This is a genomic window from Burkholderia sp. Ax-1719, assembly GCF_011753055.1.
Lineage (GTDB): Bacteria > Pseudomonadota > Gammaproteobacteria > Burkholderiales > Burkholderiaceae > Paraburkholderia.
In genome coordinates this window covers 25,739-39,825 of sequence record NZ_VWWJ01000001.1, presented here as the reverse complement: position 1 = coordinate 39,825, position 14,087 = coordinate 25,739, and the positions used below count along the sequence as shown (strand labels likewise).

Annotated in this window: 11 protein-coding genes; 7 read left to right on the top strand and 4 right to left on the bottom strand. The window is 64.6% G+C overall.

Annotated features, from left to right (window positions below):
- Positions 1-48 precede the first annotated feature (48 nt).
- Both F3J17_RS00170 and F3J17_RS00165 read right to left on the bottom strand, forming a co-directional pair.
- Positions 49-1,224 (bottom strand): acyl-CoA dehydrogenase family protein, encoded by a 1,176-nt coding sequence (locus F3J17_RS00170; protein WP_167052631.1) that lies wholly within the window; start codon positions 1,222-1,224, stop codon positions 49-51.
- Between the two features lie 42 nt (positions 1,225-1,266).
- On the bottom strand, positions 1,267-2,832 hold the full coding sequence (locus F3J17_RS00165) for an AMP-binding protein (RefSeq protein WP_167052629.1): 1,566 nt from the start codon (positions 2,830-2,832) through the stop codon (positions 1,267-1,269).
- Between the two features lie 93 nt (positions 2,833-2,925).
- Here F3J17_RS00165 and F3J17_RS00160 point away from each other — a divergent pair, with 93 nt between their 5' ends.
- A complete protein-coding gene (locus F3J17_RS00160; RefSeq protein ID WP_167052627.1) occupies positions 2,926-3,840 on the top strand; it encodes a LysR family transcriptional regulator in 915 nt (304 codons plus the stop codon).
- Positions 3,841-3,846: 6 nt separating this feature from the next.
- Here F3J17_RS00160 and F3J17_RS00155 read toward each other — a convergent pair whose 3' ends face one another.
- The gene (locus tag F3J17_RS00155; RefSeq protein WP_167052625.1) at positions 3,847-5,538 is read right to left on the bottom strand and encodes a response regulator transcription factor; all 1,692 of its coding nucleotides are present in this window, start codon (positions 5,536-5,538) and stop codon (positions 3,847-3,849) included.
- 183 nt (positions 5,539-5,721) lie between these two features.
- Between F3J17_RS00155 and F3J17_RS00150 the strand changes: the two genes are divergently transcribed.
- Positions 5,722-7,272 (top strand): diguanylate cyclase, encoded by a 1,551-nt coding sequence (locus F3J17_RS00150; protein ID WP_167052623.1) that lies wholly within the window; start codon positions 5,722-5,724, stop codon positions 7,270-7,272.
- Positions 7,273-7,288: 16 nt separating this feature from the next.
- On the opposite strand, the gene F3J17_RS00145 is transcribed toward F3J17_RS00150, so the two are convergent.
- Positions 7,289-8,359 (bottom strand): LuxR C-terminal-related transcriptional regulator, encoded by a 1,071-nt coding sequence (locus tag F3J17_RS00145; RefSeq protein WP_167054342.1) that lies wholly within the window; start codon positions 8,357-8,359, stop codon positions 7,289-7,291.
- Between the two features lie 440 nt (positions 8,360-8,799).
- On the opposite strand from F3J17_RS00145, the gene F3J17_RS00140 reads away from it, so the two are divergent.
- The 5 genes from F3J17_RS00140 to F3J17_RS00120 all read left to right on the top strand — a co-directional run bounded on the left by F3J17_RS00140 (position 8,800) and on the right by F3J17_RS00120 (position 13,998).
- Entirely contained in the window at positions 8,800-9,852 is a 1,053-nt protein-coding gene (locus F3J17_RS00140) for a porin (RefSeq protein ID WP_275692879.1), read from the top strand.
- Positions 9,853-9,876: 24 nt separating this feature from the next.
- The gene (locus F3J17_RS00135; protein ID WP_167052618.1) at positions 9,877-11,052 is read left to right on the top strand and encodes an MFS transporter; all 1,176 of its coding nucleotides are present in this window, start codon (positions 9,877-9,879) and stop codon (positions 11,050-11,052) included.
- A gap of 67 nt (positions 11,053-11,119) precedes the next feature.
- Positions 11,120-12,229: a class II histone deacetylase gene (locus tag F3J17_RS00130; RefSeq protein ID WP_167052616.1), complete on the top strand. Its 1,110-nt coding sequence runs from the start codon at positions 11,120-11,122 to the stop codon at positions 12,227-12,229.
- 129 nt (positions 12,230-12,358) lie between these two features.
- On the top strand, positions 12,359-13,219 hold the full coding sequence (locus F3J17_RS00125) for a MoaF C-terminal domain-containing protein (protein ID WP_167052615.1): 861 nt from the start codon (positions 12,359-12,361) through the stop codon (positions 13,217-13,219).
- On the top strand, positions 13,216-13,998 hold the full coding sequence (locus F3J17_RS00120) for an SDR family oxidoreductase (protein ID WP_167052613.1): 783 nt from the start codon (positions 13,216-13,218) through the stop codon (positions 13,996-13,998). The genes F3J17_RS00125 and F3J17_RS00120 overlap by 4 nt, the downstream gene beginning before the upstream one ends.
- The last annotated feature ends 89 nt before the right edge of the window (positions 13,999-14,087 follow it).

The window sequence follows — 14,087 nt, the reverse complement described above, 5'->3', positions numbered from 1 at the left end:
GCGCGTCGGAAGCGCGCCTTGTCTATTCATGCGCCACGTTGCACGTTTTTACGCGGCGGCGGGTTCGAGAATCGCGCGCGCAATCGTATTGCGCTGAATCTCGCTCGTGCCCGTGAAAATGCGGAACATGCGCAGTTTGCGGAATGCCTGCTCCACCGGATGATGGCGCGTGACGCCGATGTTGCCGTGAATCTGCACGGCCTTGTCGGCCACTTCGAAACAGCGCTCGGAAACGAACACCTTGCAGGCGGCCGCCTTCATGCGCAGATCGCCGCCTGCGTCCGCGAGCGCGGCTGTCTGCGCGATCATGCTTTCGCAGGCCCACAGCGTGGCGGCCATATCGGCGAGCATGTGCTGGATCGCCTGGAAGCGTGCGATGGGGCCGCCAAACTGGCGACGGCTGCGTGCATAGTCGAGCGACGCCTCATAGACCGAGGTGGCGAGGCCGAGCATCGTCGGGCAGTGCAGCAGCCGGTTCACGTTGATGCGCGACATGCCAAGCTTGAAGCCGTTGCCCGCGCCGCCGAACAGATTTGCACGCGGTACGCGCACGTTGTCGAAGCGGATATCGGCATCGATATGCTGGCCCGACATCGGCACGTACTCCTGCTCGACCGTTACGCCTGGCAGATCGAGGTCGACCAGCACCGCACTGATGGCAGGCGGGGTGGTGGATGCGTCGGTCACGCACATCACGATGGCGAAGTCCGCAAACGGCGCGCCGCTGATGTAGTGCTTATGGCCGTTCACGATCAGGTCGTCGCCGTCTTCGACTGCGGTGGTGCGGATGCTTTGCGCGTCCGAGCCGGAATGCGGCTCGGTCAGTGCGAAGCAGGTGGACTTTTCGCCCTTGATCACCGGCATGAAATAGCGCTGCAATTGATCGGGCGTCGCGTACTTGAGCATATTGCCCACTCGCGGCGGGCCGCCCAGATCGCCTAGCACATGCATTGCGAGCGAACAGCCGCTGGCTGCGAGGTCGGCCTTGAGCGCACATTGCTGCAGCACCGAAAAGCCCTTGCCGCCCAGTTGAACGGGCAGGCAGGCCGAATAAAAGCCCAGTTCCGCCGAGCGCTTCCAGACACGGCGCAATACGTCGCGCGGCCAGACGCTTTCGGAATCGAGGCCGAGTTCGCGCTCCATCGGCGCAAGCTCTTCGGCCACGAAACGGCGGATGCCTTCGCGGGTGGCATCGAAGACCGGATCGGTCACGTAGTCGAACATGATTCGCTATCCTGAATGAATCAATGAGTGGTCAATTGAAGGTCAATTGACGCGGCGATCCGCGCCTTGCCAGTATTGTTCGCGCACAATCTTGCGGGCGATCTTGCCGCTCGCATTGCGCGGCAGCTCGCTCACGAAGCTGATCGAGCGCGGCAGCTTGTAGTCGGCCAGCAGCGTACGGCAGTGTGCGACGAGGTCGTCGGCGCTGGCGGTTTGTGCAGCATTCGCGCGCTGCGGCTTGAGCACCACGGCGGCCTTGACGCCTTCGCCCCAGCGCTCGTCGGGCACGCTGAATACGCATGCTTCGAGCACGTCGGGATGCTGGTAAAGCACCGCCTCGACTTCGGTGGGATAGACGTTGAAGCCGCCCGAAATGATCATGTCCTTCTTGCGGTCGACCAGATAGAGGTAGCCGTCTTCGTCGGTGCGCGCGAGGTCGCCGGTCAGCAGCCAGCCATTCACCAGCACTTCCGCGCTGAGTTCCGGCGCGCCCCAGTAGCCCTTGAATACGTCTTCGCCGCGCACGGCGATTTCGCCCACTTCACCGGCCGCGAGCGGCCGACCGTTTTCGTCGATCACGCGCACTTCCGTTTCGCCCATCGGCCGGCCGCAGGAAGCGAGACGTTCGGGCCGCTGGGCTATCGCGTAGGCGTGATCGGCCACGGTGAGGCGGGTGACGCCGGAGGTCGATTCGCTCGCGCCATAGCCCTGCGAGAGAATCGGCCCGAAGCGCGCCCACGCTTCTTCTATGCGCGCGGGGGCCATGGGCGCGGCGCCATAGGAAAGCGATTTCAGTGCGCTCAGGTCGGTGCGCATGAGCGCGGGCTCGTTGAGCAGCATATTCACCATCGCGGGCACCATGAAAACGTGCGTGACCTTCAGGCGTTCCAGATCGGCGAGAAAAGCGGCGGGCTCGAAGCGGTCGAACAGCACCAGCGTGGCGCCGCCATAGAGAAAGGGCTGCATGAGCATGCCGGACGCGTGCGTGATCGGCCCCACCAGCGCGAGGCGGTCGCCCGGACGCGGCTGCGTGTCCATGCCCATCAGCAGCTTGCGCAGCGAGGCCATGCGGTTGCCGTAGCTCTGCATCGCGGCCTTGATCTTGCCCGTCGATCCCGAGGAAAAATGCAGCACGGCGAGATCGTCGGCGTGATTGACGATCTCTGTCGCATGCGATGCGGCCTGCGCGAGCAGCGCCTCATAGTCGAGATAACCCTCGCCGCCGCCGATGGCGATAAAGGCCTCCACGCTCTCGAAGCCGGGCGTCGCGCGGGTATAGCCAGCGTAGCCTTGACCGGCGATCAGCACGCGCGGCGTGCAGTTTTCCGCCACGTCGCTGGCTTCCGCCGCGGTGAAGCGCGGATTGAGCGCGGCTTTCACGAGGCCGGCTTTATAGAGCGCGCATTCGATCTCGACGAGTTCCGCGCAGTTGCGCGCCTGCACGGCCACACGATCGCCGCGTTGCAGGCCGAGCGCGAGCAGCGCATGTGCGAGCTGGTTCGAGCGCGCTTCGAGTTGTCGGTAGGTCAGTGTACGGTCGCGATGAATCACGGCGGGCACGTCGCCCCAATAGGCCGCGGCGCGCCGCAGAAAATACGGGAAGCTCATTCAGGTCTCCAATGAATGTCGACCCAGTGTGTAATATGTCGGTCATCACCGCAATGAAGTGGTGGCTATAAACCCATAACCAAAGGGAATGCCATGGAGACACGCGATCTGGACTATCTGCTCGAAGTCCAACGTTGCGGAGGAATCGGCAAGGCAGCAGAGGCGCTGGGCATGAGCCAGCCTGCGCTCACCAAGGCGATCAAGCGGATCGAGAGTGAAGTGGGCCTGGCCCTCTTTCACCGCAGTCCGAACGGCGTGGCGCTCACGCCGGGCGGGATGGTGTTTGTGGAGCGTGCTCGGCGTATCGCGCTCGAATACGAGGACGCGCTCAAGGAATTGCGCGCGATCCAGACGGGCGAGCAAGGCATTCTGCGGGTGGGCTATTCGCCTACGGTGCCGGATTCCATCGTACTGCGGGCATGCCGTCAGCTGATGAACGAGCGTCCCGCCGCGCGCCTGCGCTTGCGCCGACGCCTGGCCAACGATCTGTTTGCGCTGATGAGCGCGGGCGAACTGGATATGGCCGTTGCGCCGGAGCCGCCCGACGTCGGCCGCGAATTCGCCACGGTGCCGCTGTTCAACGACCGCCTTTACGTCATGGCCGACGAATCGCATCCGTTGCAGCGCAAGGCCCGATTGAAGCTGCGCGATCTGGTTGGCGAGGAATGGCTGCTGCCGGGCATGAATATTCCGCTGCGCCGCCAGGTCAACGACGCGTTTCGCCGCCAGGGACTGCCCGAACCCGCCCTGCGTGTGGAGACGGATTTCGCGGTGCCTGCGCTGCTGGAGTTGCTGCGTGGTTCGCGCATGCTGTGCATCGCCGGAAATGCCTCTGCGAATGCGCAGCGCGGACTGGTGCGGTTGAATGTCGATCCGGGTGAGCTGGAGTTGGGCCGCAGCGTGGGCGCAATCGTGCGGGCGGGCGGCTATGTGTCGCCGCTCGCGCAACGGCTGGTGGAACTGCTGCAGCGTGCGAAACCGGCAGTGGGGACGGTGCCGCTGGAATAGGCGGTTTCAGCGTGGTTCTTTGTACAGCCGATCCTGCGTGCGCTGCATCTGGGTTTTGAGCGTGAAGCGGCAACGCGGACCGTTGTCGACGTGGTCGAGCGACGCGCCTATTCTGTGCGCGATCTTCTGGCAGGCCGGCATGAGCCACGCGTCGCGCTTGCGCCTGCGTGTCGTGCGGTGGGCGGCGGAAGTCACCGCATCGATGACAAGCTGCAGATCGAGCAGGCCGCGCGAGCGTGCCGAAGTCTTCAGTTCGAGCCTGACGGCTCGCATGTCGCGCGTATTGCCGAGCGCCGCGTCGAGCAGCAGGCCCAGCAGATCGTCGAAGGCCTGTCGGTCGAGCCACGCCGTGCGCGCGGCAGAATGCGGTGTGGCGATCTCCAGCGCGATCTTCGCCTGCGCGTGGCGCAAGCCGGCCTGGTCGATGGCCGAACGCACGAGCGCTGCGGGCGTACAGCGCTCCAGCGTGCTCGACGCCGTGTCGTCGTGGACGCGCGCGAGCAGGGCGAGCCGGTTCAGGCTTGCACGCAGCGCATCGACGGCAGCGCCTGCTTCTGCCACAGCGCGAGCGCTGGGCGCTTGGGCGATCAACGCGCCTAGCCGGCCGATCTCCGGCGCAAGCGTCTGCAGGCAATGCTGGATCAAACCGTCCTTCTGGCGCGCACTGAGCTCGGCCTGTGCGAGCTGTTCGCGCAGCGCCACGAACGCTTCTTCCTGATCCGTTACGTTGATGCTGCCGCAGAGCATGGCGTCGCGCCGGTTGCCGTCGTTGAGCGGCGCGCCCCAGTGCAGGGCGGCTACGATGCCGTTCATGCCATCGAGGGTGATCTCGCGGCGGTACGCCTTGCCGCTGCGCACGGCATCGGCGAATACATATTCGAGTTCGCTGGCCTGGTCGGTCGGAATGCCCAGCAATGCCGCGTGCTCGACAAAATCGGTATTTGTGAGTCGCTGCGCGCGTTCGCCGAGCGCTTCGCGGCCATAGCGGTTCAGGAAAAGCACACGTCCGGCGGGGTCGCGAATGGTCGCGTGAAATGGCAGCGCATCGAGCACCGCGCGTACCGGCGCGGGGCTGGCGGCGGGCGGAGCATCCGCTTCGCTGCGCCTGACGATCTCGGCGAGTTCGACCACGGAAGCCGCATTGAGCTTTTCCAGCAGACGCCTTTTATAGGTGCTCACGGTGCTTTCGCTCAGCGCGAGTTCGGCGGCGATGTGGCGCAGACGTTCGCCTTTCACGAGGTAAGAGAGCACGAGACGCTCGCGCGCGGATAGCGCATCGAGCTGCGCCGCCTCCGACGATGCGCTGCCCTCGACCATGGCGGGAAACCAGCTACGTCCGCGGCGCACAGCGTCGAGCGCGGAAATCAGTTCGGATAACTCACCTTGTTTGCTAACGAAAGCGGTGGCGCCGGCCTGTGCGCACAGACTCATCGAATGCGCGCTGTCCAGCGCGGAAAGCACGACGATCCGTGTACGTGGTAATTCGCGGTGGATGCGGCGGATCGCCTCCAGCCCTGAAAGGCGGCGCATCTGCAGACCGATGACGACGATATCCGGCCGATGCTGCAGCATGCGTTGCACCGCGCTCATGCCATCGGCGGCCTCTGCGAGCACACGGTAGCCGGCCCGCTCGACCAGCAGACGCACGGCCTGGCGCGTGACGGTCTGTCCTTCCGCGATGACGATGCTCGTGCTCATTCACGCCCCCGTGCATGGTTTGCTTCGAGTGTAGCGATTTCTCTACACGAGTATCGCGATTCTGCGATAGGGCGCGCTCAAGCGCCGCGTCAGAATAGAGCCATGACTTCGGGATTTCGACAACGCGGCTAGTTCCTGACCGCTTCGTTTGCATGATTGCCCGAAGCACAAGGAGAAAAAATCGTGTTCCCCCGAAGTGTCACCGCGCCATTCGCTCGCGCCGGCCGCGTGCTGCGCAGCTGGTCGCGTGGCCTGCTCGCCGCCGTCGACGCGCATCCCAATCTGATTTCCGTTGCGGGCGTCCTGTGCGCCATCGTGGTGCTTGCCAGCACGGCGGCATGGCTCACCGCCGATCGCGCGGGCCGCGTCGAGCGCGCTCACGAACGCGCGCAAAGCGTCGCGTCCCTCGTCGCGGGCGGCCTGAGCGCCAATATGACCATCTACGATGCGCTGCTCGCGGACATGGCGGCATCGGCGCATAGTCCGACCGCGCCGATCAGCGCTAACGTTCGAGAACGTATCCGTTTTGGTCAGGCGATCTCGCATGAACTGCTCGACGATGCCTTTATCGTTGGCGCGGACGGCATGCTCGACGCTCCGGTAGACAACCCGTCGGCGGCACGCGTCGATCTGCACGATCGCGACTACTTCCAGGCGTTCGCGCGCGGCACGCCGCGCACACTCTATGTTTCGCAACCGCTCGCCTCGCGGATTCGCGACGGACGACGCTCGATTGCACTCGCGCGCGGCATCGCCGCACCTGGCCAGTCTTTTGACGGCGTGGCGGTGTTGATCGTGCGACTCGACAATCTCCAGCGCTTTATCAGCAGTTTCGATTCGCGCGATGTCGATGCAGTGCGCGTCGTGCGTGAAAATGGCGTCGTGCTGGCCAATGCGATGCATCCGGACGACGCGTCGCCGCTCGCCGTGCAGGAAGCGGCGGCCGGTGTCATCGAACGTATCGATCCTGCGGGTGCGAACTATTGTGTGGCGCGTGTCAATGGCGCGCCGCTCGCGGTGGTCGTGACGCCTTCGACCGCGCAGACGCTGGGCAACTGGCGGCGTCAGGCGATCTGGCAGGGCGCGCTGGCGGTGGCGTTTGCGCTCACGTTGGCGGTCGGAACGATGGCGCTGGAAAGCGCGCTGCGCTCGCGTTACAAGGCACTCGCGAAACTGCGCAAACTGTCGCTGACCGACGCGCTCACGGGCTTGAGCAACCGCCGCGCGCTGGATGCTCGGCTGGATGAAGAATGGCGTCGTGCAATGCGAAAAAACCGTAAGCTATCCCTATTGTTTATCGACATCGACCGTTTCAAGCTCTTCAACGACGAATACGGTCATGCGGTGGGCGACGAAGTGCTACGTAGCGTGGCGCAGGCTATCGGCGGGCAGGCGCGACGCGCGCAGGATATGGCCGCGCGTTATGGCGGTGAGGAATTCGCCGTGGTGCTGCCCGATACCGATGCGCAGGAGGCCGCGCGTATCGCGGAACGCGTGCGTCATGCGGTGGAGGGGCTGCGCATTGCGCATGCGAAGAGCGAGGCGGGCGCGGTGACGGTGAGCGTGGGCTGTGCGACCGTGACCGTTGTAGAAGGCGCCGAGCACAGCGCGCAAGCGTTGCTGGAAGCCGCCGACGCCCAGTTGCTGATCGCGAAGGCAAGCGGGCGCAATCGTGTGTGCGCATGTGTGCTCGATACGCTGACGCCTGAGATGACGCCGGCCGAACACGCATAGCGGGCGTTTCGCCGGGTCAAGGGCCATCCTGCCTGCCGGGTGCCGCGAGCAAACGCGGAATCTCGCTCTTGTCGTGCATGCCGAGCTTGCGATACGCGCAGCGCAGATAATGCCGCACGGTGGTGGGCGAGATACCCATGCGCTGCGCGACTTCCTTGTGCGACAACCCATCGCCGTAATGCTGGATCGCGACGAGTTCGCGCGGGCTCAGGCGGTCGAGTTCAGAACGCGTGCGCGCTTCCAGTTGAAACAGCCCCGCCGTCGGCACGCAATGGACCGTGATGTGCTCGCCCGTAAAAGGCTGCGTGCCGCCGCCGTGGAGCCAGTCGACCAACGCTTGCGGCAAGGTCTGGTTCGCGTAGAGCGGCCAGTCCTGTCGCAAGGTGGTTTCGAACGCCTTATCGGCCTGATGGACCGTGCCAAACGAATCGCAGATCGCGCGTGCGGGTGAAGCGCTGGGCGTAGCGCCGCGCTCGCGCGTGAGCTGGAAGGAGCGATTGATCGTCAGCGCCGCGGCCAGGTGGACGATCACATTTTCGACCTTGCGCGCGTCGTCGGCGCTGAAGGGCTTGTCCAGCGCACGCCGATACACTGAAAGAAAAGTCGTGAGTCCGAAGCGATGGTCGAGCGCCGTCACCACCATCAACTGCGCGAGCCCATGCTTGACGGCCCAGTTGCGAAAGCGCGGTGGCACCTCGGGACCGACGATGGAGATCGACATCGCACGCCCATACACGCCGCGCGTACCACTCGCGAGCGGATCGCAGTCGCGTACCTTGATCCATTCCGTGAAGAACGAATCGGGTAGTCCCCATGTGAAGCTGTTGTGCATGATGGGGCCGTCGGGCGTGTGTGTGGTCACGCCGGTCCAGCCTGCGTCGAAATGGAGCAGCGCGCCCAGCAGGCGGAAAAAGCCGTTTTCGAATTCGCCGATGCCGGTCTGGTTGGCGAGCGCGTAGAGGTCGAGCAGCAGCACGCTCAGGTCGCGTCCGGCGCTGCCATCGCTGCAGAACGGGCCTTCGAAATCGTTGCTGCGCGTGGGCGTCGCGCTTTGCGAGTAGGCGTCGATGGCAATGGCGGCGGGCATATCTGGCGCGCTGTGAAAGGGCACTTGCCGGTCTGCGTTGCGTGTCAAGCGCGCCTCCTCTGCGATGCTTTTGTCGTGTCTCTTGCCGCCCGTCTTACTGCATCCCTTGCTGCGATTGTTTCTCGATTTCCGCCCGATTATACGTGCCGCCGAATTTCGGCGAACAGCGTGCCGGAGGGCGGCTTCGCCCCCTGCATTTGAACGGGGCCGCGTGCAACGCGCGGCGTGCTGCACGCGCACGAAATCCGCGACGCGCCCGTTTTATCCGGGCTTGCCGCCAGCATCAGGGTTTTCCGCAGCGTTCACTTGAACGTCTGTTCACGACTTTTCCCGCTACCGACACTGCTCGCAGATCCGGATCCGCCGCATGGATGGGCAAGGCGGCCACCGGACAAACGCTGTTCATGACAACAACGTTGTACGGTTTGGAGAGTCGGTCGATGAAACGATGGGATGGATTGTGGCGAGTGCGTACCCTGGCACTGGCCTTGACGATCACGCTGGGCATGAGCGCCACGGCGCATGCGCAGTCGAGTGTGACGCTGTACGGCATTCTCGATGCGGGCATTCAGTACCGCACTCACGAGGACGGCGAGCACAGCGCGGTGAATCTGCAGAACTACGGCGTGCTGCCTTCGCAGATCGGCATTACCGGTACGGAGGATCTGGGCGGCGGTCTGCAGGCGATCTTTCGCCTCGAACAGGGGCTGAATCTCAACGACGGCACCGCCACGGTCCCAGGCCTCGCGTTTTTTCGCGGAGCATGGGTCGGGCTCAAAGGCGGCTTCGGCACGCTGACGCTCGGGCGGCAGTTCAGTGTGCTGTTCGACCGTACCGTGTTTTACGACCCGCTGCTCTACGCGGCGTACAGCGGACAGGGCGTGATCGTGCCGCTGGCAGCGAATTTCATCGACAACGCCGTCAAGTATCAAAGTCCCGATATCGCGGGTTTTAGCGGCGAGGCGCTGGCCGCAACGGGCGGCGTCGCAGGCAATTCGCGCTCCGGCCGCGTGCTGGAGGCGGGCGCGCAGTACGCAGGCAACGGCTTTGGCGTGAGCGCGGTGGTCCATCAGTCGTACGGCGCGGTGTCGCCAGGCGTGGATACGTCCGCCGAGCAGCGCGTGGTTGGCGTGCTGGCTGCGCACTGGGATATCGACAAGCTTTCGCTCTATGGCGGCGGAGAACGGCTGACCGGATCGCTGGAACCGGCAAAAACGGTCGCCTGGGGCGGCGCGCGCTACCGCCTGGATCCCGCCATCGGCTTCGCGGCCGGGATTTATCACACCTTTTCCAACACGCCGAGCGTGGGGCACCCAACGCTCTACATCGCGAGCGGCACCTATGCGCTTTCCAAACGCACCTTCGCCTATCTGAACCTCGGCTACTCGCACAACACCAGCGGCAGCACGCAGCCGGTCTACGAATACGACTCGCTGCCCGTCGCCGGTGTTTCGCAGTTTGGCGCGATGGCCGGTATGTCCCACACGTTCTGAATCTCGCCAACTTCATCTGACGCCATGAAAAATCCCTCTACGTCCTTTGCCGCGGTGGATGCCGCGCCGCGCGATTTCGCGGCGTCGACGCTGCTTTCGCTCGTCGTGTTTGCTGCCGTCACACCGTTGTTGCTGCTGGTCGCGCCCGCCGTCGCGGCGCAACTGGCGGTGCAACTCGGTTTGTCGGCCTCGCAGATCGGCACGTACTTCTTCGTCGAACTCGGCGCGTTCAGCTGCGCGACGCTGCCTTCGCTGCTGTGGCTGGGGCGCGTCGATGCGCGTCGCGTGGCGGCCGTCGCGACAGCCGTGTTCTGCATCGGCAACTTCGCGACGGCGCTGGCGATGCCGGGCTTCGCGGGCTTGCTCGCGCTGCGCACCGTGACGGCGCTGGGCGGTGGCACGCTGATGGTGTTGTGCATGACGAGCGCCGCGACCAGCGCGAACCGCGACCGCGTCTATGGCCTTTGGGTGGTCGGCCAGCTCGTGGCGGGCGCGGTGGGCCTGTTCCTGCTGCCGCATGTGTTTGCGGGTTACGGGCTGCGTGCGCTTTACGTTGTGCTCGGCGTGCTGGGGTTGTGCGCCGCGCCGCTCGTGCGCGGCTTCGATCCCGCGCTGGGCCGCGCGAAGCACGCAGGTACGACTGCCACCGCGCAGGAGACAGGTACTGCACTGAACGCCTGCCTTGTGATTGGCGGCGTGCTGGCGTTCTACGTCGCGATCGGCGGCGTCTGGACCTTCGCAAGCAAGGCCGCCGCGCTCGCGGGCTTCGACGCTGCCCATACCGGCGAAGTGCTCGCGGCGGCCAGCGTGATGGGCATCGTCGGCGCGGGCTGCGCGTCGCTGATCGGCGGGCGTGTGGCGCGGCTCGCGATGCTGCTGACGGGTTACGCGATTCTCGCTGTTTCGCTCGCCGGGCTTGCAACGCAGCCAGGCACGGCAGGCTATATGGCCGCCGTATTCGCCTTCAAGTTCGCCTGGACCTTCGTGCTGCCGTTCATCCTCGCCGCTGCGGCGAAGCACGACCGCACGGGCCGGCTGGTTGCGTCGCTGAACTTCGTGATCGGCGCGGGTCTCGCCGCCGGACCGTTGATCGCGGGCGTGCTGCTCGACGCGGGCGCAACGCTCGCCGCCCTGTTCGCGGGCGCGGCGGCCATCAGCGTGATTTCCTGCGTCTGCCTGCTGCGCGTTGAACGCGCTTGATGCGCGAATCCCGATCCCGTCGTTGATCCACAAACGAAACAAGAACCACCACCAGCAAGAGAAACTCATGAGCAAAACTGCCTTCTTCACCGACGAACGCACCTTCTGGCACACGGGCGGCACGCACGCGCTGTTCTTCCCGGTCGGCGGCTGGGTGCAGCCGCCTGCGGCGAGCGGCTACGCGGAATCGCCCGAATCCAAGCGCCGCCTGCTGGCGCTGATCCAGGCGTCGGGGCTTGCGGCGTCGCTCGACATGGGCAGCGCAAACGCGGCCCGCGACGACGATCTTTTGCGCATCCATCCGCGCGACTACCTCGAACGCTTCAAGGCGGCGAGCGACGCGAACGGCGGCGACCTGGGCGATCTCGCGCCGTTCGGCAAGGGCAGCTATGAGATCGCCGCGCTTTCGGCGGGACTGGCGATGAGCGCGGTCGATACCGTGCTGGCGGGGCGCGCCGCGAATGCGTTCTCGCTGTCGCGCCCGCCCGGACATCACTGCCTGCGCGACAAGCCGATGGGCTTTTGCCTGCTCGCCAACATTCCGATTGCGATCGAAGCGGCGCGCGCGAAGCATCGCGTGGAGCGCGTCGCCGTGATCGACTGGGACGTGCACCACGGCAACGGCACGCAGTCGATCTATTACGACGATCCCAAAACGCTGACGATCTCGCTCCATCAGGAAGGCTGCTTTCCGCCGGGCTATAGCGGCGCGGAAGAGCGTGGCGCGGGTCGCGGCGAAGGTGCGAACATCAATATTCCATTGCTGCCGGGCGGCGGCCACGACGCATATCTCTACGCCTTCGAGCGTATCGTGCTGCCCGCGCTCGATCGCTTCAGACCCGATCTGATCGTGGTGGCGAGCGGCCTCGACGCAAGCGCCGTCGATCCGCTTGCGCGCATGCTGCTGCATAGCGAGAGCTATCGCGCGATGACACAGCTCGTGCGCGACGCCGCCGAGCGCCATTGCGGCGGGCGGCTGGTGGTGGTGCATGAAGGCGGCTACTCGGAAGCCTACGTGCCGTTCTGCGGCCATGCGATCGTTGAAACGCTCGCGGACGTGCGCACACAGGTGGAAGACCCGATGCTCGAACTGGCCATCCTGCAGCAGCCAAGTCCGCGTTTTGCAGCGTTCCAGCGCCAGTTGATCGACGAAATGGCGCAGACATTCGCGCGCTGATTGCGGCGGCGCGTTGTCATCCTTCTGGTTGATGCCGCGCGGCGGGGCGGCTCCGTAGAGTGTGAGTCGCGCCGTCTTGCCACTGCAAGCAAGCGGCGTTCACACCTTATTTACGGAGTCCTCCTCATCATGACGTCCCAACCCGTGTTTATTCAGGTCGGCGCACTCGCCGAAGGTTTCGCGCCCGACAGCCATAGCCTCGCACCATCGGCCGATCTGGAAGGCCGCCGATTGACGCTTGAATTCGAGGATGGCGGCGCGATGACGCTGCATTTTTCCGGCGCCCAACGCGTAGAAGTCGAGCGCAACGTCGGCTCGCAACGGCATCGTGCGCGCCACGAGTGCCGCGTAAGTTCGGTGCGCAACGGCATCTATTTCGTCGATTATGTGGGCAGCGATGAAACGCTCATGGACGACAACGGCAAGCCGCGCAACGTTTCCACGAGCTACGTGCTCGACCTGCGTCGCGCACTGTGCACCGTGGTGATTGGCGCATTGCCGAGCGAGGCCGAAACGCATATCGACGCCTTTACGCGCGTCGAACGCGGCATGGAATTGACCGGCGTTCAGGCGCAGTTGCTGCATGGCCGCATTACAGCGGGTGACGGCGTAGAGCCGACGCAATCCCCGCTGCACGCGCCGACGCGCGAATTGATCGGCATGCGCAACCTCTACACGTATAGCGCGACGGAGCGCTACGAGCATGTCTATCTGAACGAGAACTTCTATGCATGGCAGTGTTTGTCGGGCGTGGAAGCGGGACTGGCGGACGTGGATCGCTGCCACATGATCGGCATCGACGAACAGCTCTATCTGTTCGTATGGCGCGAGAAGATTGTGCCGACGCTTGGCGTCATCATGATCGACCTCGAACGCATGAAAACCGATGGCAAGATCTTTGGCTATCAGGGCAGCCGTTTTGATGCGTTGTCGAACTTCCCGGTGGGCGCGTATGCACAGGTGCTCAACGTCACGCGGTATCCGGCATGACACGCGCATTCGAGGGACGCACCGTGCTGGTGACGGGCGGTGCACAGGGGATCGGGCGCGGCATCGTGGAGGCGTTTGCGCGCGAGGGTGCGGCGGTAGCGGTTGCCGATCTGCAGGCCGATGTCGCGCGTGAATGGCTCGGCGGGATCGAGGGTGGATTGTCGCGGACGCATCGTGCCTATGATGTCGATCTGGCTGAGCGTGAGCAGATCGATGCGCTGATTTCGCGGGTGGAGGCGGATTTTGGGCGGCTGGATGTGGTCGTGCATAACGCGGCTTATTTTCCGTTGACACCGTTTGGTGAGATTTCGCCCGATGTGCTGGGGCGCACGCTGGCGGTGAATCTTGGTGCGCTGTTCTGGCTTGCGCAGGCTGCTACGCCCGCTTTTGTGAGGCAGGGTGGGGGGCGCTTGCTGGTGACTTCGTCGGTGACGGGGCCGCGGGTTGCCTATCCGGGACTTGCTCACTATGCCGCCTCAAAGGCGGGGGTTAATGGCTTTATTCGCGCTGCTGCGCTGGAGCTTGCGCCGTATCGCATTACCGTGAATGGCGTGGAGCCAGGGATGATTCGAACGCCCGCTATGGAGAATCTTGGGGATGCCGCGTTGAGTGAGCGGATTGCGGGGGCGGTGCCGCTGGGGCGGCTAGGGGAGCCTGAAGATATTGCTGCGGCGATGGTTTATCTGGCTTCGCCAGGGGCTGCTTATGTGACTGGGCAGACTATTGTGGTGGATGGGGGGGCGACTTTGCCGGAGGCTTCTGCGGTGTTTTTGGGGTGACGGTTTTTTGGGCGCGCGCGCGTTTACTGGTTTTGTTGTCGGTCTATTAGCGTTGCCGCTGTGCGGGGCGGCACTAATAGACCGACAAG